The sequence below is a fragment of the Planococcus massiliensis genome, from assembly GCF_000821325.1.
Taxonomy (GTDB): Bacteria; Bacillota; Bacilli; order Bacillales_A; family Planococcaceae; genus Planococcus; species Planococcus ruber.
In genome coordinates, this window is the sequence record NZ_CCXS01000001.1 from 2,203,859 (window position 1) to 2,226,491 (window position 22,633).

General features: G+C 47.4%; 22 protein-coding genes, 1 riboswitch and 1 other annotated feature. Of the genes, 7 read left to right on the top strand and 15 right to left on the bottom strand.

Features of this window, described 5'->3' with window-relative positions; all coding sequences use genetic code 11:
* Positions 1 to 182 precede the first annotated feature (182 nt).
* From leuS to BN1080_RS10905, 4 genes are all read right to left on the bottom strand, one after another.
* Positions 183 to 2,600, bottom strand: a complete 2,418-nt coding sequence (gene leuS / locus BN1080_RS10890) for a leucine--tRNA ligase (RefSeq protein ID WP_052652084.1) — start codon at positions 2,598 to 2,600, stop codon at positions 183 to 185.
* 43 nt (positions 2,601 to 2,643) lie between these two features.
* Positions 2,644 to 2,849, bottom strand: a binding site (T-box leader).
* Positions 2,850 to 2,894: 45 nt separating this feature from the next.
* The gene (locus tag BN1080_RS10895) at positions 2,895 to 3,548 is read right to left on the bottom strand and encodes a 3-oxoacid CoA-transferase subunit B (RefSeq protein WP_052652085.1); all 654 of its coding nucleotides are present in this window, start codon (positions 3,546 to 3,548) and stop codon (positions 2,895 to 2,897) included.
* An 18-nt stretch (positions 3,549 to 3,566) separates the two neighbouring features.
* A complete protein-coding gene (locus BN1080_RS10900; RefSeq protein ID WP_052652086.1) occupies positions 3,567 to 4,259 on the bottom strand; it encodes a CoA transferase subunit A in 693 nt (230 codons plus the stop codon).
* 182 nt (positions 4,260 to 4,441) lie between these two features.
* Complete coding sequence (locus BN1080_RS10905; protein ID WP_052652087.1) at positions 4,442 to 5,635, bottom strand: MDR family MFS transporter; 1,194 nt, start codon at positions 5,633 to 5,635, stop codon at positions 4,442 to 4,444.
* Between the two features lie 158 nt (positions 5,636 to 5,793).
* Between BN1080_RS10905 and BN1080_RS10910 the strand changes: the two genes are divergently transcribed.
* The gene (locus BN1080_RS10910) at positions 5,794 to 6,747 is read left to right on the top strand and encodes a tRNA modification radical SAM protein MnmL/YtqA (RefSeq protein ID WP_052652088.1); all 954 of its coding nucleotides are present in this window, start codon (positions 5,794 to 5,796) and stop codon (positions 6,745 to 6,747) included.
* Positions 6,744 to 7,295, top strand: coding sequence for a tRNA 5-(aminomethyl)-2-thiouridylate-methyltransferase MnmM (locus BN1080_RS10915; RefSeq protein ID WP_052652089.1), 552 nt, complete (start codon positions 6,744 to 6,746; stop codon positions 7,293 to 7,295). Before BN1080_RS10910 ends, BN1080_RS10915 begins: the two co-directional genes overlap by 4 nt.
* Before the next feature lie 49 nt (positions 7,296 to 7,344).
* On the opposite strand, the gene BN1080_RS10920 is transcribed toward BN1080_RS10915, so the two are convergent.
* Positions 7,345 to 7,641 (bottom strand): hypothetical protein, encoded by a 297-nt coding sequence (locus BN1080_RS10920; protein ID WP_052652090.1) that lies wholly within the window; start codon positions 7,639 to 7,641, stop codon positions 7,345 to 7,347.
* A 152-nt stretch (positions 7,642 to 7,793) separates the two neighbouring features.
* Between BN1080_RS10920 and BN1080_RS10925 the strand changes: the two genes are divergently transcribed.
* Positions 7,794 to 8,771 (top strand): TRM11 family SAM-dependent methyltransferase, encoded by a 978-nt coding sequence (locus BN1080_RS10925; protein ID WP_052652091.1) that lies wholly within the window; start codon positions 7,794 to 7,796, stop codon positions 8,769 to 8,771.
* A gap of 70 nt (positions 8,772 to 8,841) precedes the next feature.
* On the opposite strand, the gene BN1080_RS10930 is transcribed toward BN1080_RS10925, so the two are convergent.
* The 3 genes from BN1080_RS10930 to BN1080_RS10940 all read right to left on the bottom strand — a co-directional run bounded on the left by BN1080_RS10930 (position 8,842) and on the right by BN1080_RS10940 (position 12,006).
* Positions 8,842 to 9,816, bottom strand: coding sequence for a ZinT family metal-binding protein (locus BN1080_RS10930; protein ID WP_052652092.1), 975 nt, complete (start codon positions 9,814 to 9,816; stop codon positions 8,842 to 8,844).
* A 350-nt stretch (positions 9,817 to 10,166) separates the two neighbouring features.
* Positions 10,167 to 11,180 (bottom strand): LLM class flavin-dependent oxidoreductase, encoded by a 1,014-nt coding sequence (locus tag BN1080_RS10935; RefSeq protein WP_052652093.1) that lies wholly within the window; start codon positions 11,178 to 11,180, stop codon positions 10,167 to 10,169.
* Positions 11,181 to 11,202: 22 nt separating this feature from the next.
* Positions 11,203 to 12,006, bottom strand: a complete 804-nt coding sequence (locus BN1080_RS10940; RefSeq protein ID WP_052652094.1) for an alpha/beta fold hydrolase — start codon at positions 12,004 to 12,006, stop codon at positions 11,203 to 11,205.
* A gap of 103 nt (positions 12,007 to 12,109) precedes the next feature.
* On the opposite strand from BN1080_RS10940, the gene BN1080_RS10945 reads away from it, so the two are divergent.
* Positions 12,110 to 12,619 carry a gamma carbonic anhydrase gene (locus BN1080_RS10945; RefSeq protein WP_052652095.1) on the top strand — a complete coding sequence of 170 codons (510 nt, stop codon included), beginning with the start codon at positions 12,110 to 12,112 and terminating at the stop codon, positions 12,617 to 12,619.
* A gap of 47 nt (positions 12,620 to 12,666) precedes the next feature.
* Here BN1080_RS10945 and metK read toward each other — a convergent pair whose 3' ends face one another.
* Positions 12,667 to 13,863: a methionine adenosyltransferase gene (gene metK / locus BN1080_RS10950; protein ID WP_052652096.1), complete on the bottom strand. Its 1,197-nt coding sequence runs from the start codon at positions 13,861 to 13,863 to the stop codon at positions 12,667 to 12,669.
* Positions 13,864 to 14,063: 200 nt separating this feature from the next.
* Positions 14,064 to 14,177: riboswitch (SAM riboswitch) on the bottom strand.
* 237 nt (positions 14,178 to 14,414) lie between these two features.
* Here metK and pckA point away from each other — a divergent pair.
* The gene (pckA, locus tag BN1080_RS10955) at positions 14,415 to 16,007 is read left to right on the top strand and encodes a phosphoenolpyruvate carboxykinase (ATP) (protein ID WP_052652097.1); all 1,593 of its coding nucleotides are present in this window, start codon (positions 14,415 to 14,417) and stop codon (positions 16,005 to 16,007) included.
* A gap of 69 nt (positions 16,008 to 16,076) precedes the next feature.
* Here the strand turns inward: pckA and BN1080_RS10960 are convergent, their stop codons facing one another.
* The 3 genes from BN1080_RS10960 to BN1080_RS10970 form a co-directional block, all read right to left on the bottom strand.
* Positions 16,077 to 16,859: an alpha/beta hydrolase family protein gene (locus BN1080_RS10960; RefSeq protein WP_052652098.1), complete on the bottom strand. Its 783-nt coding sequence runs from the start codon at positions 16,857 to 16,859 to the stop codon at positions 16,077 to 16,079.
* Positions 16,840 to 17,298: an NUDIX domain-containing protein gene (locus tag BN1080_RS10965; protein ID WP_199876617.1), complete on the bottom strand. Its 459-nt coding sequence runs from the start codon at positions 17,296 to 17,298 to the stop codon at positions 16,840 to 16,842. The genes BN1080_RS10960 and BN1080_RS10965 overlap by 20 nt, the downstream gene beginning before the upstream one ends.
* A gap of 65 nt (positions 17,299 to 17,363) precedes the next feature.
* Entirely contained in the window at positions 17,364 to 17,810 is a 447-nt protein-coding gene (locus BN1080_RS10970) for a Dps family protein (protein ID WP_052652100.1), read from the bottom strand.
* A 108-nt stretch (positions 17,811 to 17,918) separates the two neighbouring features.
* Here BN1080_RS10970 and yidD point away from each other — a divergent pair, with 108 nt between their 5' ends.
* Together yidD and BN1080_RS10980 are read left to right on the top strand one after the other, a co-directional pair.
* Positions 17,919 to 18,149, top strand: coding sequence for a membrane protein insertion efficiency factor YidD (gene yidD / locus BN1080_RS10975; RefSeq protein ID WP_052652101.1), 231 nt, complete (start codon positions 17,919 to 17,921; stop codon positions 18,147 to 18,149).
* Between the two features lie 89 nt (positions 18,150 to 18,238).
* A complete protein-coding gene (locus tag BN1080_RS10980) occupies positions 18,239 to 19,210 on the top strand; it encodes a metal ABC transporter solute-binding protein, Zn/Mn family (RefSeq protein ID WP_052652102.1) in 972 nt (323 codons plus the stop codon).
* Positions 19,211 to 19,276: 66 nt separating this feature from the next.
* Here the strand turns inward: BN1080_RS10980 and BN1080_RS10985 are convergent, their stop codons facing one another.
* The 3 genes from BN1080_RS10985 to BN1080_RS10995 form a co-directional block, all read right to left on the bottom strand.
* Positions 19,277 to 20,014 carry an AAA family ATPase gene (locus BN1080_RS10985; protein WP_052652103.1) on the bottom strand — a complete coding sequence of 246 codons (738 nt, stop codon included), beginning with the start codon at positions 20,012 to 20,014 and terminating at the stop codon, positions 19,277 to 19,279.
* 108 nt (positions 20,015 to 20,122) lie between these two features.
* Positions 20,123 to 21,187 (bottom strand): o-succinylbenzoate synthase, encoded by a 1,065-nt coding sequence (menC, locus tag BN1080_RS10990; RefSeq protein WP_052652104.1) that lies wholly within the window; start codon positions 21,185 to 21,187, stop codon positions 20,123 to 20,125.
* Positions 21,178 to 22,611: an o-succinylbenzoate--CoA ligase gene (locus BN1080_RS10995; RefSeq protein WP_052652105.1), complete on the bottom strand. Its 1,434-nt coding sequence runs from the start codon at positions 22,609 to 22,611 to the stop codon at positions 21,178 to 21,180. Before BN1080_RS10995 ends, menC begins: the two co-directional genes overlap by 10 nt.
* Positions 22,612 to 22,633: the final 22 nt, after the last annotated feature.

The following is a 22,633-nucleotide window of genomic DNA, read 5'->3' on the forward strand; positions in this document are numbered from 1 at the left end:
TTTTTATTTTAGGCGTTTTCGGGGTTGCTTGCGGAATCCTTGTGGTTGTTTGCGGAATTTCCTGTTTTATTTGCGGAATCTCATGATTTGCTTGCGCAATCGCTTATATTGCTTGCGGTATCCAGGAGTTTATTTGCACAAAGAAAAAACCTGCCGGGAAATTCCCGGCAGGTTTTGCTGTTTTATCCGACGACCACGTTGACCAGTTTTCCTGGAATCGCGATCACTTTACGGACTTGTTTGCCTTCTGCAGCTTTTTGGACATGCTCATCCGCAAGTGCTGCCGCTTCCAGCTGTTCTTTCGTGCTGTCTTTAGAAATCACGAGTTTCGTTTTCAATTTGCCGTTCACTTGCACGACCACTTCGATTTCATCATCGACCATTTTCGATTCGTCGAACGTCGGCCACGCTTCATACGTCACCGTTTCGGTATGGCCCAATTTCTCCCATAGCTCTTCTGCTACGTGCGGAGCGACTGGCGACAACAATTTCACAAAGCCTTCAACGTATTCTTTTGGAATCGCGTCAGCCTTATAGCCTTCGTTGATGAAGACCATCATTTGCGAAATCCCGGTATTGAAACGAAGCCCTTCAAAGTCTTCCGTTACTTTCTTCACGGTTTGGTGATAGACTTTTTCCAGTTTGCCGTCGTTTGCATCCACGATTTTCGCGCTCAATGCATCTCTTTCTTCATCGATGAACAAACGCCATACACGGTCCAGGAAGCGGCGTGCACCGTCAAGTCCGTTTGTTGACCAAGCAATCGAAGCTTCCAGCGGCCCCATGAACATTTCGTAAAGGCGAAGCGTATCTGCTCCGTGGCTTTCGATGATCTGGTCCGGGTTGACCACATTGCCTTTGGATTTCGACATTTTTTCATTGCCTTCTCCCAGGATCATTCCTTGGTTGAACAGTTTCTGGAACGGCTCTTTCGTCGGAACGACGCCAAGATCGTAAAGCACTTTATGCCAGAAGCGCGCATACAATAAATGAAGGACGGCATGTTCCGCTCCGCCGATGTAAACATCAACCGGAAGCCAGTGTTTCAACAATTCCGGATCAGCTAGCATTTCGTCGTTTGTCGGATCGATATAGCGCAAGTAATACCAGCAGCTTCCTGCCCATTGCGGCATTGTGTTTGTTTCGCGGCGGCCCTTCATGCCGGTTTCCGGATGGACAACATTGACCCATTCCGAAATATTCGCAAGCGGCGATTCGCCTGTTCCGCTCGGTTTGATATCCGTCGTTACCGGCAGCATCAGTGGCAAGTCTTTTTCATCGACCGGCGTCATGGTGCCATCTTCCCAGTGAATGATTGGAATCGGCTCACCCCAATAGCGCTGGCGGCTGAACAGCCAGTCACGAAGGCGATACGTAATTTTCTTCTCGCCGACGCCGTGTTCTTCAAGCCAAGAAATGGCTTTGGCGATGGCTTCTTTTTTGTTCAAGCCGTTCAAGAAGTCCGAATTGATCAATTCGCCGTCGCCTGCATAGGCTTCTTCTTCGACGTTTCCGCCGGATACCACTTCGACGATCGGCAAGTCGAATTGCTTCGCAAATTCATAGTCGCGTTCGTCATGCGCAGGTACCGCCATGATGGCACCTGTTCCGTAAGTCGCAAGCACGTAGTCCGCAATCCAGATTGGCATTTTTTCGCCGCTGACCGGGTTGATTGCGTAAGATCCTGTGAACACACCGGATTTCGATTTCGCCAAATCGGTGCGTTCCAAATCGCTCTTCGTTTTCACATCATCGATGTATTTTTCAACTGCCGCTTTTTGGTCTGCTGTCGTGATGGAAGCGACCAATTTATGCTCCGGTGCAAGAACCGCATAAGTGGCACCGAAAATCGTATCCGGACGTGTGGTAAATGCGCGGAATGAGTGCTCCGTACCTTCTACCTTAAACTCCAATTCCGCTCCTTCAGATTTCCCGATCCAGTTGCGCTGCATATCTTTCAAGCTGTCCGGCCAGTCCAGCTCTTCCAAATCTTCCAGCAAACGGTCCGCATATTCCGTGATGCGCAGCACCCATTGGCGCATTGGGCGGCGTTCAACCGGATGCCCTCCGCGTTCAGAAACGCCGTCGACCACTTCTTCGTTGGCCAGAACAGTGCCAAGCGCCGGACACCAGTTCACGGCCACTTCATCTACATACGCCAAGCCTTTATTGTAAAGCTGGATAAAAATCCATTGCGTCCATTTATAGTAAGACGGATCGGTCGTGTTGACTTCGCGGTCCCAGTCATACGAAAATCCAAGTTCCTGAATTTGGCGTTTGAACGTTTCAATATTCTTCGCCGTAAATTCCGCCGGATCGTTCCCTGTGTCGAGTGCGTATTGTTCTGCCGGAAGGCCGAATGCATCCCAGCCCATCGGATGAAGAACGTTATAGCCCTGCATGCGTTTCACGCGGCTCAAAATATCCGTTGCCGTGTAGCCTTCCGGATGGCCCACATGGAGTCCAGCTCCAGATGGATACGGGAACATGTCCAATGCGTAGAATTTCGGTTTATCAAAATCGGTTTCCATTTTGAACGTTTTGTTCTGTTCCCAGAACTTCTGCCATTTCTTCTCGACTGTCTTGTGCTTGAATGTCATCTCAAATTCCTCCTCAAAATAAAAACTCCCGCCCCTCATCTTCATAAGGGACGGGAGTCTCCCGCGGTACCACCCAAATTAGCGATTGCTCGCTCAACTTGATTCCTTAACGCGGAAAACGGTGTATCTTACTTGGTTTCACATACACGGACTCCAAGGCGAGTTCAATTGCTCCAGACACCGGCTTGCACCACCCGCCGGCTCTCTACAGAATGAAAACAATTTACTGATCCTCTTCACTGTCATAGGTTATTACCCTTTATTTTAGCGGAACCGCCGTTTTTTGGCAATAGCTCAGGACACTTTCACGTTCTCGGTATTCAGCGGAGCATCCGTCGAATCAATGATATCCTGGACGCTGAAGCCTTCAAACACTTCCGTCAGCACCAAACCGTCCGGCGTCACTTCGATGACGGCACGATCCGTGATGATTTTGTTGACCACGCCTTTGCCTGTCAGCGGCAAATCGCACTGTTTTTTGATTTTCGGGGAGCCGTCTTTCGACACATGGTCCATGATGACGATGACTTTTTTGGCGCCGTGCACCAGGTCCATCGCGCCCCCCATGCCTTTGATCATTTTCCCGGGGATCATCCAGTTGGCCAAGTCCCCATTTTCAGCAACTTCCATTCCGCCTAAGATCGCTACGTCAATATGGCCGCCGCGGATCATGGCAAACGATTCAGCACTAGTGAAAAAAGAGGAGCCTTTGATCGTTGTCACGGTTTCTTTTCCGGCATTGATTAAATCAGGATCCACTTCATTTTCTGTCGGATAAGGCCCGATGCCGAGCAATCCATTTTCCGACTGGAGCACGACGCTTTTATTGTCGGAGATGAAATTCGCCACCAATGTCGGCATGCCAATCCCTAAGTTTACGTAGTCCCCGTCGTTGATCTCTTTTTCTGCACGTCTCGCAATTCTTTCTCTTACTTGGTTTTTATCCATCGCTGCACACATCCTTTCTTAGACCGAACGGGTCGTTAGCCGTTCAATGCGTTTTTCCTGTTTCGCCTGCAATAAACCTTGCACATAAATGCTCGGTGTTTGCACGTGGTTCGGGTCGATGTCGCCGGTTTCGACGATTTCTTCGACTTCTGCAATCGTGATTTTTCCAGCGGCTGCTGCCAACGGGTTGAAATTCTGTGCCGTTTTGTTGTAGACGAGATTCCCCATCTTATCCGCTTTGTGCGCACGCACTAATGCGAAATCGGCACGGAGCGCATGCTCCAGTACATATTCCTTGCCGTCGAATTCACGGATTTCTTTTCCTTCAGCGACCGTCGTACCGACGCCAGCCGGTGTGAAAAACGCCGGAATCCCTGCTCCGCCTGCGCGCATCTTTTCAGCTAATGTACCTTGCGGCGTCAATTCCACTTCAATTTCACCGGACAGCACTTGGCGTTCAAATTCTTTATTTTCTCCTACATAAGAGCCGATCATTTTCTTAATTTGTTTATTTTTTAATAACAGCCCAAGCCCCCACTCATCGACTCCGCAGTTATTCGAAATGACGGTCAAGTCCGTTACCCCTTTGTCGACCAACGCCAAAATCAGCTGTTCCGGAATCCCTACGAGCCCAAACCCGCCAACCATGATTGTTGCGCCGTCTTGAATCTGTTCCACCGCTTCGCGTGCGGATCCATAAATCGGTTTCATTTCAGCCATCCCCCGTTCTTTCCATTGACAGAATTATGTAAATAAAAAACGCTTTCACTTTCAATTTAAACAAAGTCTCAGCCAAAAGGCAATACAGGGACCCAAAACCAAAAGGAATAACCTCTGCTGCAATTTTTACAAATAAAAAAGAAGGCCCGTTTCCGGCCTTCTTCTCCATTTCCTCAACTATACTTTTCTTGAAGCTGCTCTGCCTGTTCTTTTTTCAACGGACGGTCATATAACAAGGAAGTGATGATGGCGATTGCCACCAATACCGTCACGAGCACAAATAATGCCGGCATCCCGTAGACGTCGACCATGACACCGCCGAGCAGCGGCCCGACCATGCGCCCACCGGTTGCGACGCTGTTGACGATCCCTTGATAAAATCCTTCACGGCCTTTCGGAGCAAGCTGATTCGCAAGTGCCGGCACAGCAGGCCACACGAACATTTCCCCGACGGTCAAAATGGCCATTGCCACAATGAACATCGAGAAATCTTGCGCAAATGCAACGACGACATAAGAAACCATCATGATCAAGATTCCTATAATCAATTGCTGCTTGATATTGTCTTCAATGCGTTTCATGATCGGACGGATAAACGGCTGCCCTGCGACAATCAGGAACCCATTCAACGTCCATAAGAAACTATACTGCGTCAATGTGATCCCGATTTCCTGTGTATAAGCAGAAATCGTTGACTGCCACTGCACATATCCGACCCAGCAAAGAAAATATCCGGCAGAAACAATCATCAACGCATTGAAAGGCGCCCGTTTCCGTATTTTTTTTCCTTCATTGATCACAGAAGTATGGGACAGCGGAGAAATTGACATCGATTTGAAGCCGAATAAAGCGATGAAAAAGAATAGGATATACATCGCTAAGTTCGCTCCGAATATATAGTCGAAGCTATAGGCAGCTAAAATTCCCGCCATCGCAGGCCCAATCGCTACCCCGACATTCTGAGCCAAGTAAATGGCATTAAACGCTTTGCGGCCGCCTTCCGGCCAGACTGTCCCAACCATCGCGTACATGCTCGGGAAAACGATTCCCCCGCTAAAGCCAATGATGGTATAAAAAACGACAAACGGCGAAAATTCATGCCAAAGCGTCAAACCCGACAATGCAAGAATGGTGATGATAATCCCGCTCATAATCGATTTGTAGCCGCCGAATTTATCAAACAGCGCCCCGCCAAGCAAATTCCCGATAACAGCTGCCCCGGCGTTGCCCATTAAAACGAGCCCGGCAAGCGACAACGATTTCCCTAAATGATCGTGCATATATATAGTAGTCAATGGCCATAAAAATGAATTCCCTGTGACGTTGACGAGCATTCCAATGATTAATAGCCATACGCGTTTCGGCATGTCAATTCTTCCCTTCGAACTAAATTCCAAGAGTCATTGTATTCCTTTTGGACCGTCTCTACAAGAGAAATTAACCGATACCCTCAAAGACAGATTTTTCTGCCGTTGAAGCGCTTTTTTAGCCCGTGCTACAATAGTGGAAAGAGGAGTTGTTAACGATGGAAATGAGCTTGCCTTTTTCTTCTGACGGCAAACGCTATTACACATGGAATCGCCATTTGCGCGACCATTTTGGATTTAAAGTGATGAAGATTGCACTCGATGCCGGCTTTGATTGCCCCAATCGCGATGGCACAGTCGCGCACGGCGGCTGCACATTCTGCAGCGTTGCAGGATCGGGTGATTTCGCTGGAGACCGGGTCGATTCCATCCCCGTCCAATTCGAAAAAATAAAAGAAAAAATGCACCGGAAATGGAAAGACGGAAAATATATGGCGTATTTCCAAGCTTATACGAATACACATGCCCCGCTTTCGGTAATCAAAGAAAAGTTTGAAGCGGCGCTGGAACAGGAAAACGTCATCGGATTGAGCATCGCAACACGCCCGGACTGCCTGCCGGATGATGTCGTTGACTATCTCGCGGAATTAAACGAACGCACCTATCTTTGGGTGGAGCTCGGCTTGCAGACGGTCCATGAACGCACCGCGCTTCTTGTGAACCGGGCGCATGATTTCCCTTCGTATGTGGAAGGCGTCACAAAACTTCGGAACCGCGGCATCCGCGTCTGTACCCATATCATCAACGGCTTGCCCTTGGAAGACCGGGAGATGATGATGGAAACCGCCCGCGAAGTGGCAAAGCTAGACGTCCAGGGCATCAAAATCCATCTGCTTCATCTATTGAAAGGAACGCCGATGGTGAAGCAATATGAAAAAGGAATGGTTGAATTTCTGGAAAAGCAGGACTACATACATTTGGTCGCAGATCAGCTCGAAGTGCTGCCGCCTGAAATGGTCATCCACCGGATCACTGGAGACGGCCCCATCGATTTGATGATCGGACCGATGTGGAGCGCCAATAAATGGGACGTTCTAAACGGCATTGATGCGGAACTTGAAGCCAGAAATTCTTGGCAAGGAAAAAATTACCGGGAGCGTGTCAATGCATGACCTTGCAGCGAGTATTGCCTTATACAAAATTCTTACTGGAACAAGCAGTTGAAGCCGGCGACTGCGCCATTGACGCGACTGCTGGAAATGGCCACGATACACATTTTTTGGCCGGGCTCGTCGGTGATGCGGGCAAAGTCTTCGCATTTGATATTCAGGAAGAAGCGATCCAAAACACGAGAGAACGCACAGCGGGATTTGCCCAGGTCGAATTGATCCATGACAGCCATGCGAAGATTTCAACCTACGTAAAAGCTCCCGTTGCCGCGGCCGTATTTAATCTCGGCTATTTGCCAAAAGGCGACCACAGCATCATTACAAAATCCCAGTCAACCTTGGCGGCTATCAGCCAATGTCTAGGCTTATTGAAACCAAAAGGCGTTGTGCTGATTGTCATTTATTCGGGACATGAGGGCGGCAGCGAAGAACGGGATGCGGTTATGGATTATGTCGTCCAATTGCCGCAGACTTCTTTCGACGTTTTGCAGTACGGCTTTATCAACCAGCGCCACTCCCCTCCTTTTTTGGTGGCAATCGAGAAGAAATAGGAAAAAGAGGCAATGCTCCAATGGCATCGCCTCTTTTCTTTCTCTTCATTCATTGAACATCTACTTCGACGCGGCCATCTTCCCAAATCCGAATGGGCTGGTAGCTCTTCAAAAAATCGAAGGGAATGTTCCCTGTGGAATTCATTTCCGTTACCCCTTCAATGTAGGCGGCTTCATCAATAATCAATCGGTAGAAATAACAAGTTTGTTTGCCTCCATCTGACGATTCTTCAAATACGATTTTTTCGCCATACTTTTCTTCAAAATAATGAAATGCCGCCTCGTGACTTTTAAATGCCGGCATTTCAAGAGCTTCTTGCTTCGCAATGCGTTGTAATTCAGTCATGCTTATCCCCCCGCTGTCTCTCATTCCGTACTAGTTTAACTGAATACGTCATCCGCCGTCACTCATTAGACGGAAACGGCAGCTCACCGCTGAGCAGATATTGGTATACTGTTTGATAAGACCCTAATAACCAGAATGAAGGACGGGATGGATTGAAAAACTTAACCACCACAGGTGAATTTATTTATACATATGCCTATCATCAAGACGAAAAAGACTTATGCCTACTAGAGATGCGATCTTTCTTCGGAGAAGATACGGAGGAAAAAGTCTTAAAAAGCAACCGGAAAATCGAGCCCAGCAGAAGCCCCTTTATCAAGGAGCGGATTGAATTGCTGTTTGAAGCGCCTGCACTTGCTGATATCGTCTATCAGGCGGCTAATATCGACTTGGGGAATGCCACGTTTAAAGTCATTTTTCCAAAACTGAACGGCTTGGCCCCTGCTGATCAAGTCGACTACACGGAAAAACGCAGCATCGAATGGCAGGTAGGCTTTGTCATCAAAGGAAAAGCAGATGTCCATCAGCCGGACGTCGTTTTCGGGTTGATCCTGTTCGGCGGCCGTTGGTATTTCGGCCACTATCTGCAAACTGAAGCTGTCTGGTTCAAACATCAGCAAAAACCGCGCGAATACTCGACAGCCCTCAGTACAAAAGTGGCGCGGGCGCTTGCCAATATTGCCGTACCGGATCCAGCTGGAGTGAAAGCGATCGATCCTTGCTGCGGCATTGGCACCGTACTCGTCGAAGCGTTGTCGATGGGCATCGATATTGTCGGGCGTGACATCAATCCCCTTGTCGTCGAAGGTTCGCGCGAGAATATTGAACATTTCGGTTTAACGGGTTCTGTCGATTTAGGAGCCATTGCCGACATCAAACAGCAATACGATGTCGCCATCATCGACATGCCCTATAACCTCTACACGAATGCTACAGAGTCTGAGCAACAAGAAATTCTGAAAGACGCGCTGCCGGTCACCGAAAAATTGCTTGTGGTGACGATCGATCCGATCGACTACATGATCGATGAAGCCGGGTTTTCGATCACCGACCGCTGCTTGGTTAAAAAAGGCTTGTTTCTTCGGGAAATTCTTGTTTGCGAGAGAAGCAAGATGTTGCAAGAAGCTTAAGCGTTTACCAAATCCATCCAATGACAAAAACACTCGGAGAATATTCTCCGGGTGCTTTTGTTTTACTCCTCTAATGCGCCAACATATCACGGACTAGCCCTTCTGCATCTAAATCTGAAGGATAATAGGTTGGCCAGTGCGTAACTTCCTCCAATAATTCTTTCCGGTCCGCTCCCCAATACAAATGGAAATGTGAAGATTTGACCGGGTAGATATGGTGGTCGCTAAACTGGATAAAGGCAGGTGCTTGTTCGGAGCCTGCCGTCTTTTTGAAAATAAAACGGACCCCGCGATTTCCTTTTTCATAGGTAAGAATTTCATAGCCGTCTGAGGCATACTCTCCTGAATATTCCTCTTTCCCATCAAAAAACGTCACACTCTCGTCTCTGATTAACACCCGATCGATATTCGTTATGTAGCCGGTTGTGTAGTATTCTTTGTATTCTTCCGCTGTCATATCGCCAGTTTCAGCTTTGTGTGCAAAAACTTCATCTAAATCCCCTGAAACGAGATAAGGGTAAACAGATTGCCAATCCCCTTCCCAATCCGATAATCCCCGGTCCGCTACTTGTTCGTCTTCAAAATAACCGTCATAGATTTGAGTCGTGGCTTCATCATGGCCATGATGGTCATCAATCACAATTTCGGCAGGTGCCGACTGGACTTCTGAACCTTTTCCCTCACCGTAAAAGGCCGCTTTGATTTCTGCTATTTCACTCGTTGCTTTTCCGGTATAACCGGCTGATTCCTGTCCAGAAATCATTTCCCATTCATCGGAGCTGCTAGCCCTGCTGTACCAGTGCCAATGGCCGCCTTCAGCTTCTTCTTTTAAGAATGCTGTCAGCTCGATTTTATCTCCTGTATGATAATGTGCTGCCATCCCTTCAATCAATACACCTTCAGGCACTTCCTGATCCGTTTTTTCGCTTTCTGAATGAGCCCGCTGCTCAGTGGCGCTGCCCGTGTTTGTTTCGTCAGTTGACTGGCATGCGGCTAATGCTAAAACTAATAGCAATAACCCGAATCCTTTTATTGTTTTCTTCATTTTCTATTCCTCCTGAAATTAAATGTCATATCTTTATGTACAGTCTTTCAAAACCCAATTGCCTTTCTTTTTATTCGTAATCATTACGTTTTGTGAAACCGCAAAAATTTTTCCCCTTCTTAAACATCAAAACCTTAGCACAATAAAAAATTCTGATTCGCTCCTTTTAAACATTTTACAAACTGTAATCATTACGTTTTATAGATTATATTTTTTGCTTCCTAATTGCAAGCCTTTTTTTATTTTCCAGGGCAATAAAAAAACATCCGCAAATGTTGAAAACATTTTGCGGACGTTTATTCGTCTTAAGAAGCGATTCGATTTTTCCAAAAGTAAATCGTCTAATTGCTTTATTTGCTTTGCCGTTTCTGCATTTCTTCTGCCACTAATCGGTAAGAAGTTAATTTGTCCGCGAAATCATAGGTAATGGTCACGAGCATCAATTCTTCCGCACCATAGCCTTCTGCCAACGCCTCCAAAGCATCGGCCACCTTTTCCGGCGTCCCGACAATCATCCGTCGGCGGTTTTCTTCCACCAGCAGGCGTTCGAATTTCGAATAAGGATAATTGAATGCGCGCTCTGGCGGCGGCGTACCGTTTGACGGCATTCCCTGTGCCCCCATAGCTAAAGACAAATCCATGGAAGATGCCACCCACTCCGCTTTCTCTTCCGTTTCTTGGCACACAACGAAAATCGCCACGCCTTGATATGGCTTTGATCCATCCTTCGATTCAAAACGTTCGCGGTAGGTTTCGGCAAAACTTTGGCCGCCTTCTCCGTTGATGAATTGGGCGAACATATAAGATAAGCCTTTTTCAGCAGCGAGTTGCGCAGAACTTTGGCTAGAGCCAAGCACCCACACAGGCGGCGCTGACTTTGTCACCGGCGTTGCTTTCATGCCATAGTAGGGATGGTCTTCCGGAATCCGGTCTTCCAAATACATGCGCAGTTCATCTATTTGAGTGGGAAAACGGTCTACATCCCGTTTCCGGCCATCATTCAGCGCGTAGCTCGCCCGCGGCATCCCGCCCGGCGCCCGGCCAACTCCGACGTCAATCCGTCCCGGGTATAAAGTTTCAAGCAGCTTAAAGTTTTCGGCCACTTTAAACGAAGCATAATGCGGCAGCATGACGCCTCCTGAGCCGAGCCGAATGGTATTGGTCACCGCCCCTAAATGGGAGATTAAAATTTCGGGTGAAGATCCTGCAAGCGTCGTTGCATCGTGGTGTTCAGAAACCCAAAATCTCGTATAGCCCCATTTCTCCGCCATTTGTGCAAGCTCTGCCGTTTCCTTCAGCGCCTGCTCGGGTGTAAGGCCTTCTGAAATCGGTGATTGGTCTAATATGCTGTAGGCTAATGCCATGTCATCCCTTCTCTCACAAAACTTATTGCACCACGTATCCTAACGAACGCAAAACATTTTTGATGAATAAATGCGAAGAAATGAAAATGTCTTCGCGTTCAGGCTCCTGGAATAAATCATGGTAGCCGTTTGTCCATTCTTTATAGCTGAATTCCTTCAGGTTCTGCTGTTTGAGCCAACGTTTCGCCATTTCTTTATCGGTGATGATGTCCCGTTCTCCTGTATGGATAAACACCGGAATATCCGGAAATGCCCCTTTGCTTTGGGCCAGCTGCTTCAAATACGATTGAAGTTCATGATACCAGCCAACTGAAATCTCAGTCCTGTAGAAAGGATCCTCTTTTTCCTGCTCGATCACTTCCTGGTTCTTGGTCAATTCTTCAATGGAAATATGGTGATTGATCTTTACCCGCGATGTTACTTTATGAAAGCCGGTCAAGGCATTCGAGAATTTAGAAGGGGTCTTGATCAATTGCAGCCAAGGCGATGTGAAAATAGCGCCGGCGATGTTTATTCTATTTTTGGAAAGCACACCCATCGCGAGAGTCGCACCTAATCCTTGGGCCACGATAAATACCGGCAATTCATTTTCCATCGCCACTTTCACAGCTGTTTTGATGGATTTCTCATATTCGTCAAACGATTCCCGGTGAGCGCTCTCATTTCCAGCATTTTCGCCATGCCCGGGCAAATCGCCCATGATGACGTGGAAGTTCGCGCCGCGCCATTGATCGATTTGCCAGGCATAGCGCAGATGATGTTCATATGCACTGTGTACAAGGACCACTACCGCTTTCGCCGGTCCGATCGATTCCCATTTCCACATGTATTGCCCCCCTTTCCTTAGCGCAGCCTGCAACGTGCATTTGACCTTTGCGCTTATTTTGATAGGATTAATATTATCTTATCTTTTTTACTGGAGGTTTTCCATGATTTACCCATTCAAAGACAAGCATCCATCTATTCATCCTTCGGCTTTTATCGCTGACCATACAACGATTACAGGCGATGTTGTAATCGGTGAAGATTCATCGGTTTGGTTCAATACCGTCATCCGCGGCGATGTCGCACCTACCATTATCGGCAAGAAAACCAATATCCAGGACCTGTGCATGCTTCACCAAAGCCCGGGGAACCCGCTGATTTTGGAAGACGAAGTGACCATCGGCCATCAAGTGACTTTGCATAGCTGTAAAATCCGCAAAGGGGCACTGATCGGAATGGGTTCCATCATCCTAGACGGAGCAGAAGTGGGAGAAGGTGCATTTATCGGCGCTGGCAGCCTTGTTCCGCAAGGCAAAGTCATCCCTCCTGGCATGCTGGCATTTGGGCGGCCGGCAAAAGTGGTGCGCGAGCTGCGCGAAGAAGACATCGAAGACATGCAGCGCATCGTCCGCGAATACGCTGAAAAAGGCGCTTACTATAAATCGCTTCAATAGAAAAAAAGACGGCTGAGCAAAATTCGCTCAGCCGTCTTTTCTCTTTATTATTGGGCGGATTGCTCTTTCAAAGCAGCTGCTTTGTCCGTGCGCTCCCACGGAAGGTCGATATCCGTGCGGCCGAAGTGGCCATAAGCTGCCGTTTGTTTGTAGATTGGACGGCGAAGATCCAACATTTTGATGATGCCTGCTGGGCGAAGATCAAAGTTTCCGCGCACAAGCTCAATCAATTTGTTTTCTTCTACTGTGCCTGTTCCAAATGTATCAACGGCAATTGATACGGGATGTGCGACGCCGATTGCGTAAGCAAGCTGCACTTCACAGCGTTCAGCAAGGCCGGCTGCGACAATGTTTTTCGCTACATAGCGAGCGGCATAAGCTGCCGAACGGTCCACTTTCGTTGCGTCTTTCCCGGAGAAAGCTCCGCCGCCGTGGCGTGCATAGCCACCGTAAGTGTCTACGATGATTTTGCGTCCTGTAAGGCCGGCATCTCCTTGTGGTCCGCCGATAACAAAACGGCCAGTCGGGTTAATGAAGTATTTTGTTTCTTCATCGATCAAGTGTGCAGGAACCACTTCGTTGATGACATATTCTTTAAGATTGCGCTGGATTTGCTCAAGCGTCACTTCTGGGTGATGCTGCGTCGAAATGACAATCGTATCTACACGCAATGGTTTATTGTTTTCATCGTATTCGATCGTTACTTGCGTTTTCCCATCCGGGCGCAAGTAAGGAAGAATTTCTTCTTTCCGCACTTCTGCAAGGCGGCGCGCCAATTTATGCGCCAAAGCAATCGGAAGCGGCATGAATTCTTCGGTTTCGTTTGTTGCATAGCCGAACATTAAGCCTTGGTCCCCTGCTCCGATATCGTCCATTTCTTTATCTGTCATTTGGCCTTCACGCGATTCAAGCGCTACATTGACTCCGGCAGCAATGTCCGGTGATTGTTCGTCAATCGCTGTCAAAACGGCACTTGTTTCAGAATCGAATCCGTATTTTGCACGGGTATAGCCAATTTCGCGAACGGTTTCACGAACGACTTTCGGAATGTCAACATACGTAGAAGTCGTGATTTCTCCTGCGACTAAAACGAGTCCAGTCGTTACGGTTGTTTCGCATGCAACGCGTGCATTTGGGTCTTCTGATAAAATGGCATCCAAAATGGCGTCTGAAATCTGATCGCAAATTTTATCCGGATGCCCTTCTGTTACTGATTCTGACGTGAATAATCGACGGTTTGTCAAAATGTGTTCCTCCTTAGATCCTGCGAGATTGCTCTCGAAATTGATACGGTACTCGTTTCCCATGTCAAGTCCGTTCCCAAAAGGGATTGAACTTTAAGCCGTTGTGGCTCTTGCACACGAGGATTAAGGGCAAAATTTCATAAAAAAATCCCTTCCATCATTTGCATGAGGAAAGGAGAAATCATCAGCAGCACCTTTCACTCTTATCATCCAAGGCCTAAAAGCCTTGCTACAGGTTTGGCACCATCGCTGCAAATCGCAGCAGGTTGCCGGGTTTCATTGGGCCTGACCCCTCCACCAGCTCGGAATAAGAGTATCCGTTCAATTTTTCATCATACGGAATGTGCAAAGCGATGTCAACGTTTTAATGACCATCCGTTTGAATAAAAGATATTATAGGTTTATTGGCCTTCAAAAAGCACATTATTTTCGTTTTTTTCGATTCCACCCGTTATTAGTATAGACTATTTAATACAATGTGTTATACTAATCTTCGAATATACATCCTCCCCATTCGCAATGGGAATAACCGAAAAGGAAGGTACATATAAATGAATCCAGTGAATATTAAAAACAACCTAAAGGATCTTTTAAATGGCCAAAACGTGCACGTCCAATTATCAGTTCCACAATTAGTGGAAGCTGCAACATCCCGTGGGGAAGCGGTATTGACTCGAGAAGGCGCTGTAGCAGCTGAAACCGGCAAATATACAGGCCGCTCGCCAAAAGATAAGTACATCGTTGATGAAGCGATTTCGAGAGACAAAATAGACTGGGGCAATGTCAATCGCCCGATTTCTTCTGAGATTTTCGAGAATTTGTATGCGAAAGTCATCGACCATTTGAAGCAAAAAGATGCGTTATATGTATTTAAAGGCTTTGCCGGCGCAGACCACGAATCACGCTTGGCGATCCAAACCATCAATGAATACGCGTGGCACAATCTGTTTGCGCATCAACTATTCATTCGCCCGACAAAAGAAGAGCTGGCTGCGCACGAAGCGGAATTTACGGTTGTCTATGCACCGACATTCCATGCGGATCCTGCGGTTGATGGAACAGATTCTGAAACGTTCATCATCGTTTCGATGGAAAAGAAAATCATTTTGATCGGCGGAACAGAATACGCAGGCGAAATGAAAAAATCCATCTTCTCGATTATGAACCATATCTTGCCGGAAAAAGGCATTCTTCCTATGCACTGCTCAGCGAACGTTGGCAAAGACGGCGATGTTACGTTATTCTTCGGATTGTCTGGTACAGGAAAAACGACTTTATCCGCAGACGGCGACCGCAAATTGATCGGCGACGACGAGCACGGCTGGTCGGATAACGGCGTTTTCAATATCGAAGGCGGCTGCTATGCGAAGACCATCAATTTATCGCGTGAAAACGAACCGCAGATTTATGACGCGATTCGTTTCGGATCGGTTCTTGAAAATGTTGTAGTGGATCCGGAAACGCGCATCCCTGATTATGACAATGGTTCCCTAACTGAGAATACACGAGCAGCTTATCCGATTCAAGCAATCGATAATATTGTAGACCCGTCTGTAGGCGGACACCCTAAAACGATCGTGTTCTTGACGGCGGATGCATTTGGCGTCTTGCCTCCGATCAGCAAACTATCAAAAGAACAGGCGATGTACCATTTCCTAAGCGGCTATACATCGAAGCTTGCCGGTACAGAACGCGGAATCACGGCACCTGAAGCAACATTCTCAACATGCTTCGGTTCACCATTCCTTCCGCTTCACGCAACGGTGTATGCTGAAATGCTGGGTGAGAAAATCGACGATCACAATGTCGATGTTTTCCTAGTGAATACAGGCTGGACTGGCGGCGAATACGGCGTCGGAAACCGCATGAAGCTTTCTTACACACGGACGATGGTGCGTGCAGCCATGAAAGGCGAATTGCACAACATTGAAACCGAAAAAGAAGCAATTTTCGGCTTGGAAATTCCAAAAGAAATTCCAGGAGTTCCGACTGAAGTGTTAAATCCGCGCCATGCATGGGCAGACAAAGAAGCATACGATCAAAAAGCAAAAGAACTTTCATCTAAGTTCCAAGAAAACTTCAAAAAGTTCGGCACAGTTGATCCAGCGATCAGCCAACTTGGCGGACCGGCTCCACTGTCATAAGCAAAAAAACGGAAAGAAGCTCTCCAGTTAATATGGAGAGCTTCTTTTTTATTTCCTGGTTCCAATCGGTCAACTTTTTTCCTGCTCTTTCATCCATATAGTCAATGCCTTTGCCACTTTGCGGTTCGCTGCCGGCGGGAAGAAATGCGTGTATTCCGGGAAATACCAGGTTTCATGCGGTTGATCATTCATCTTCAACGCTTCTTCCAATAAATAGGCCTGCGCAGGAAAAACATTTTCATCTTGCAGCCCGTGAATGATTAAGAATGGCATATGTGCTTCTTCAATCCGAAGCAATGGATTCCGTTCTTCAAACGCAGTCAAGGCTGTGTTTGGGGTACCGCCGTACAAGCGTTTCATCATGCGGCGCATATCCGGGCGCTCTTTATATGTGAGCACGGTATCCGTCACGCCTGCCCAAGTCACCACAGAAGCAATATCATCCCGCAAGACAGCTGTCCAAAGCGCCATGATGCCGCCGCGTGAAAATGCCAATAGATGGACCGGCCCTGGACATTTCTGCTTGAGCACCTCCACGGCATGGACCGCATCCCAGCGGTCTGCCCCTGCAAATTCGTCGCGCCCTTCTCCGCCGCGGTTCCCACGGTAATAAGGCGCAAACACGGTAAATCCGTATGACGCAAATTGCGCAATACGAGCCGGGCGCACCATACCGATCGATTGGATGCCGCCCCTTAAATACAGGATGCCGCTCGTGCTTTCCCTATTCACCGGTTCAGCGAGCAGCCCTTTTACTTTAAGGCCTTCCGACCAATAAACGATTTCCGTCAACTTGACTTGCGGATTAGGCGAAGGATAACGTTTCGCCGATTCAATCTTCCCATTTTCCAAGCGCTTTCACCTTCTCCATAATTTTCAGCATTCCAGGATCTTTCATAAGGAAACTGAAATTTCCTGTGTCCTCTAATGTCTCTTTCAATACGGCGCCTTTTGTCTCCAACAAATTTACCGAATCGATTCGCTCCACTTTGGCAGCAAAAACCGTTTTGCAGAAAGCTGGCTCGTCATAAACGGCGTATGCGGCAAACCATTCCAGCTTTTCCACTACGCCTCCTGTTTCTTCATATACTTCCCTGGCGGCGGCTGCCTCTAAACTTTCGCCCGCTTCCACTTTACCGCCCGGAAATTCGATTCCACGCTGTGGATGGTCGGTCATTAGCCATTTTCCCTCGTGCTTAGCAATCACCAGCACATGCTTGCTTGGAATTTCAAAGCTTCCGGGTACAAAAGAAAGTTCACAGGGCAGTCCGTTTAAATCTGTATATTTCATCATTTCACCTCTTTGCCATCAAAAAAGCGTACACTCGTTAAAGTGTACGCCCGAGTCCTTCTATTTTACTTCTTTTCGCCTAAGAATGCAGAAAGCATCCAAGAATGCTTCTCTAAGTTCTGGTGGATCGCGTTCAACATATCTTCTGTCATGTCGTCCCCATCCGCTGCTGCAAGCTCCATGCCTTTTTTCAATGATTTCATGATTTTATCGTAATCGCTGACAATGATATCGACCATTTCTTCTGCCGTTTCTTTGCTTGTCGCTTCCTCAACGACTGAAAGCTCCAGCTGTTCCTTCATCGTTGCAACCGGTTTGCCGCCAAGCGCAAGCAAACGTTCTGCAATTTCATCCATATGAAGCGTCGCTTCATTATATAATTCTTCAAATTTCACGTGAAGCGTAAAGAATGACGGGCCTTTTACGTACCAATGGAAATTATGTAATTTCGTATAGGCTACTGACCATGTTGCGACTTGCACGTTTAATTCGTGGTTTAATTCTGCTGACATTAAAATCACTCTCCATTTGTATTTGATAAGCTCTTATACTTTATTTATACCTCCAATCTGCCTACAATAAACATAAGGAAATACCCTCTTGAAAGAAGATGAGCGATTATGAAAACTGCGTTAATCAAGATATTCCGCTTTTATCAGCGGTTCATCTCGCCGCTGTCACCGCCGAGCTGCCGGTTCTATCCGACTTGCTCGCATTATGGAATCGAAGCTGTGGAAAAGCACGGTGCGTTCAAGGGCGGCTATTTAGCCATACGCCGCATCCTGAGCTGCCACCCTTTCAATAAAGGCGGAATCGATTTTGTTCCGGAAGAATGGCCACCAAAAAAATAATTTTGGTGGTTTTTCTTGTGTTTTGAAAACGCATCGTGTAATATTCTCTAAGTAAATAAAACGTAACCGTTACATTTTGGAGGAAACTCATGAAGAAACTTATTCCCTTGTTTATCCTGGTTTTATTATTGGCCGCTTGTGGAGACGCATCTTCCGGCTCACTACCTGAACCGGAAGCCGATTCGAAGCTCCATGTCTATACGACCGTCTATCCGCTTACCTACTTTACGGAACGGATTGGCGGCGATGCCGTTGCCGTTGAATCCATTTATCCCGCAGGATCCAATGAACATAGCTTTGAACCGACCCAGCAAGACATGATCGCGCTTGCTGAAGCGGATTTGCTGTTTTACGTTGGCCTTGGCCTGGAAGGATTTATCGACAGCGCCCAAAAAACGCTGAAAAATGAGAAAGTCGAGTTTGTCGCAACCGCTGATGCCATCACGGATGAAGAATTGGTTGCGGCGACCAGCCACGAAGAAGATCATCACGGCGATGATGCCCATGCAGAGGACTCGCATGATGGCCACGACCATGGTTCAACGGATCCCCATGTCTGGATTTCTCCTGTGCTTAGCCAGAAATTAGCGGAATCGATCAAAGATTCCTTGGCGGAGGCAGATCCGGAAAACTCGGAAATCTACGAAAGCAATTACGCCGATCTGAAAATTGAGCTGGAAGAATTAGACCGCTCCTTTGCGAAAATGGCCGAAGAAGTGGACAAGAAAACCTTCTTCGTTTCCCATGCGGCATTCGGCTATATGGCGGAGCCATATGGATTGGAGCAAGTCGCAATCGCCGGTCTAAACAGCCAAGATGAACCATCGCAGAAAGAACTGACAGAAATTGTTGATTTAGCAAAAGAGAAAAACATCAAACACATCATTTTCGAACAGAACGTGTCGTCGAATCTTACGGAAGTGATTCAGAAAGAAGTCGGTGCAGAAGCGCTTGAATTGAACAATCTCGGCGTTCTCACCCAAGAAAACATCGACAACGAAGAAACCTATTTCAGTTTGATGGAAAAAAATCTTGAAACGTTGAAAACAGCTTTGCAATAAAAGAGACGGATTCCGTATGGAGTCCGCCTTTTTTTATGTTTTTATTGATTTTATGGTCGTTTGCTGTCATTCTTCTTCATCTGCCGTAATTTCTGTTAAAAACCGTTCCCGATGGTCCAAGAATGATTTCGTGATGCGGTAATGGTCCGTTTCTTCATATTGGATTTCTTGAATCTCTCCATGGTCGAAGCTAAGAATTTGAGCTCCGGGGAATCCAAGCAAAATCGGAGAATGGGTCGCAATAATAAATTGGCATTCTTCGTCTTGCGTCAATTCGTGCAAAATCCGCAAAAACATCAATTGCCGCTGAGGGGAAAGCGCCGCCTCCGGCTCATCCAGTAAATAAATGGCTTCGCTGCTAAAGCGGTTTAAGAATAGGGACAAAAACGATTCACCGTGAGACTGCTCATGCAAGGATTTCCCTCCATATGCCCGGTATGGAATCATTTCTTCTTTTGCCATTTCATCAATATGTGTCGCGAAATGGTAGAACGATTCCGCTCGCATGAAAAAGCCGTTCCCGATTTTCGGAAGCCAGGACAAACGGATATAATCGCCCAATACCGACTGGGAAGCATGGACATCGTATATATTATTGCGGCCCCCGCCAGCTGTATTGAAGTCGCATTTATCAGCAATGGCTTCAAGCAGCGTGGATTTTCCGGATCCGTTTTCCCCGACAAAAAAAGTGACCGAGCTTGTTAATTCCAATTGCTCAAGTCCACTGATCGAAGGAATGGTAAACGGATACTCCACCCGATTTTCAATTTTTTCGTGGAGCAATGTGACTCTTTTTAAGAACATCTGGCGCCTCCTTTTATCGGTTTTCTTCTATTATCTTATACGCCTCAATCTTGAAACGGTTCCAAAAGCCTGAAAAAAAAGCACGGATTCTGTTGAATCCATGCTTGCTTAATAACGGACCGCATAGCCGATGCCCGGTTTCTCGCTCAATGCAATTTTCCCATTCCTGACTTTTATTCCAGGCTCAATAATGTCTTGTCTCCAGAAATGATCCGAATCTGAAAAATCGCCAGGCAAAGAAATTCCGGGAAGTGCTGCAAGAGCGAGATTATGGGCTTTTGACACACCGAACTCAATCATGCCGCCCACCCACATCCCAATAGAATGCTGCCGGCACAATTCGACGATCCGCAGCGTTTCGCTCCAGCCGCCGAGCCGGGCCATTTTCAAAACAATGATGTCGCCTGCTTGCTCATTAATCACCCGCTCGACGTCTTCTAAACACGTGATGCTTTCGTCCAAACAAATCGGTGTTTTCATTTCCCGCTTCGCTCTCGCATGCAAATGCCACTCCTGTTCCCCAAACGGCTGTTCAATCAAAGTCAATCCGATTTGGTCAAACCGTTTAAGCTGCTCGAAACTCTGCTCATCAAATGCACCGTTTGCATCAGCGAAGAACAGCGTATCGGGATAACGGGAAACGATGCCTGTAAGCAATTCTATATTGGTGAAGGGAGTAATTTTTATCTTAACTCGGCTGTACCCTTTTTCAACCACCGCTTCTACCTGATCAGAAATTTCCGTCTCATCCGCCGCGACCACTACTCCTGCTGGAATTGCCTCGCGGGTCCCGCCGACCATTTGCCAAAGCGGCAGATCTTTTTTCTTCGCAAACAGGTCCCAGATAGCCATTTCAATCGCCGCTTTCGCCATTCGATTGCCTTTTACCCGGCTAAAAAGATGATGGATCTCTTCCGGTCTCTCCACCACCTTGCCTTTCAATAAAGGAATCAGCACATTTTCCATTACAAAGCGGCAGCTGGCCACAGTTTCTTCTGTATACCAAGGTGTGGAGAACGCTACACATTCCCCGTAGCCCACTAATCCTTCTGATGACTGCACTTTTACCAGGATCACTTCGCGCTCTTCTACGCGCTGCAAAGACGTTTTAAACGGCTGCTTCAACGGCTGCTTAATCGATGATAAACCGATTTCCGAGATCGTTACAACCATGTTTTCAGCTCTCTTCGTAAGAGTTTATTGGAAGCATTGCGCGGCAGCGATTCCACGAGCTTCAATTGCTTTGGCGTTTTATAGGAAGCGATTTGCTGTTTGCAATAAGCGAGCAGCTCCTCAGTCTCTGCCGGTTTGTTCAAAACGACAAAAGCCACCGGCACTTCTCCCCATTTTTCATCCGGTGCACCGCATACCCCGGCCTCCCGGACAGCTGGATGGGCGAGCAGCACTTTCTCGATTTCAGCAGGATAGACATTTTCGCCTCCGGAAACAATTAAATCTGAACGCCGATCTACGACAAACAAAAATCCTTCTTCGTCCAAATAGCCGATATCGCCTGTATGAAGCCATCCGTCGGCTTGCACTTCCCGCTCCGAAAAGCGGCCAATATATCCAGGCGTCACTTGCGGCCCGTGGATGAGAATTTCGCCGGCTTCACCAGCGTTCTCAGCCCCTTCTATTTTCACTTGATACAGAAACAGCGGTTTGCCGGATGAACCGATTTTCCGCTCGGCATCAGCCGGCTGAAGCGTCGTCGTTTGCGAGGAAGTCTCTGTCATTCCATATGTCTGGAGGACAGGAATCTGCAATTCCTCTGCACGTCGAATGTACGCAACCGGCACTGGGCCTCCTCCTGCCAGGACGGCTTTAAATTTCGGTGAAGCTGTAGCTCCCCGCTCTTCAATCGTGCGGAGGATGCGCTCTAAGGTGACACTGACCACTGACACATGTGTCACCGTTCCGTTGCAAATTTCTTCGACACTCCGCTCTGCATCGAATTTTTCATACAAGCGTACGCCCATGCCGTAAATCAGTGAACGCATCAATATGGAAAATCCGCTAATGTGAAACAGCGGCACAGAGCAAAGCCAGACATCTTCCGGCGCAATCCCGATATTCAATGCAGACGAAACAGCGCTCGAAAAGTGGTTTTCAGCCGTTTGCCGGACACCTTTTGGATGTCCCGTCGTCCCTGAGGTATACATGATCGAAATCGTCCGATCTTTTTTCCATTCGCTCGCCGGCACCCAGTCGGACGGAGCAGCTGCTTTGATTTTGCTGAATAAAACCGGTACATGCTCTTCGATTTTCTCCTGCAGCACATCGTCTACTAAAACAAAATCGGCCGCAGAATCTTCAATCTGGTAAGCCAATTCTGCTGGAGCCAAACGCTCATTCAGCATCACCATTTCGCAGCCGGCATGCAGGCATCCATACATAATAAAAACAAAATCAGGCGTGGATTTCGCAAGAATGGCGACACGGGAATCCGTGTTGATGCCAAAAGAAGCCAGCTTTCCTGCATATTCAAGCGCTAACTCATTGACTTCAGAAAAAGTCCATTGCTGATCATGAAAAGACAGCGCCATACGGCTGCCGCTTAAATGGCTGCGCTGAGTCAGCCAGTTTGGATAGGTCATTATAAAAATCCTTTCTTGTAAG

Excerpts from the sequence above, each read along its gene's own strand:
- BN1080_RS10985 (WP_052652103.1), bottom strand. The coding sequence starts at position 20,014 with ATGTTCTTAAAAAGAGTCACATTGCTCCACGAAAAAATTGAAAATCGG.
- menC (WP_052652104.1), bottom strand. The coding sequence starts at position 21,187 with ATGGTTGTAACGATCTCGGAAATCGGTTTATCATCGATTAAGCAGCCG.
- BN1080_RS10935 (WP_052652093.1), bottom strand. The coding sequence starts at position 11,180 with ATGGCATTAGCCTACAGCATATTAGACCAATCACCGATTTCAGAAGGC.
- BN1080_RS10965 (WP_199876617.1), bottom strand. The coding sequence starts at position 17,298 with ATGAAATATACAGATTTAAACGGACTGCCCTGTGAACTTTCTTTTGTA.
- BN1080_RS10945 (WP_052652095.1), top strand. The coding sequence starts at position 12,110 with ATGATTTACCCATTCAAAGACAAGCATCCATCTATTCATCCTTCGGCT.
- BN1080_RS10915 (WP_052652089.1), top strand. The coding sequence starts at position 6,744 with ATGACCTTGCAGCGAGTATTGCCTTATACAAAATTCTTACTGGAACAA.
- BN1080_RS10995 (WP_052652105.1), bottom strand. The coding sequence starts at position 22,611 with ATGACCTATCCAAACTGGCTGACTCAGCGCAGCCATTTAAGCGGCAGC.
- BN1080_RS10910 (WP_052652088.1), top strand. The coding sequence starts at position 5,794 with ATGGAAATGAGCTTGCCTTTTTCTTCTGACGGCAAACGCTATTACACA.
- BN1080_RS10970 (WP_052652100.1), bottom strand. The coding sequence starts at position 17,810 with ATGTCAGCAGAATTAAACCACGAATTAAACGTGCAAGTCGCAACATGG.
- yidD (WP_052652101.1), top strand. The coding sequence starts at position 17,919 with ATGAAAACTGCGTTAATCAAGATATTCCGCTTTTATCAGCGGTTCATC.
- BN1080_RS10980 (WP_052652102.1), top strand. The coding sequence starts at position 18,239 with ATGAAGAAACTTATTCCCTTGTTTATCCTGGTTTTATTATTGGCCGCT.
- BN1080_RS10900 (WP_052652086.1), bottom strand. The coding sequence starts at position 4,259 with ATGAAACCGATTTATGGATCCGCACGCGAAGCGGTGGAACAGATTCAA.
- BN1080_RS10930 (WP_052652092.1), bottom strand. The coding sequence starts at position 9,816 with ATGAAGAAAACAATAAAAGGATTCGGGTTATTGCTATTAGTTTTAGCA.
- BN1080_RS10940 (WP_052652094.1), bottom strand. The coding sequence starts at position 12,006 with ATGTGGAAATGGGAATCGATCGGACCGGCGAAAGCGGTAGTGGTCCTT.
- BN1080_RS10920 (WP_052652090.1), bottom strand. The coding sequence starts at position 7,641 with ATGACTGAATTACAACGCATTGCGAAGCAAGAAGCTCTTGAAATGCCG.
- BN1080_RS10905 (WP_052652087.1), bottom strand. The coding sequence starts at position 5,635 with ATGCCGAAACGCGTATGGCTATTAATCATTGGAATGCTCGTCAACGTC.
- leuS (WP_052652084.1), bottom strand. The coding sequence starts at position 2,600 with ATGACATTCAAGCACAAGACAGTCGAGAAGAAATGGCAGAAGTTCTGG.
- pckA (WP_052652097.1), top strand. The coding sequence starts at position 14,415 with ATGAATCCAGTGAATATTAAAAACAACCTAAAGGATCTTTTAAATGGC.
- BN1080_RS10895 (WP_052652085.1), bottom strand. The coding sequence starts at position 3,548 with ATGGATAAAAACCAAGTAAGAGAAAGAATTGCGAGACGTGCAGAAAAA.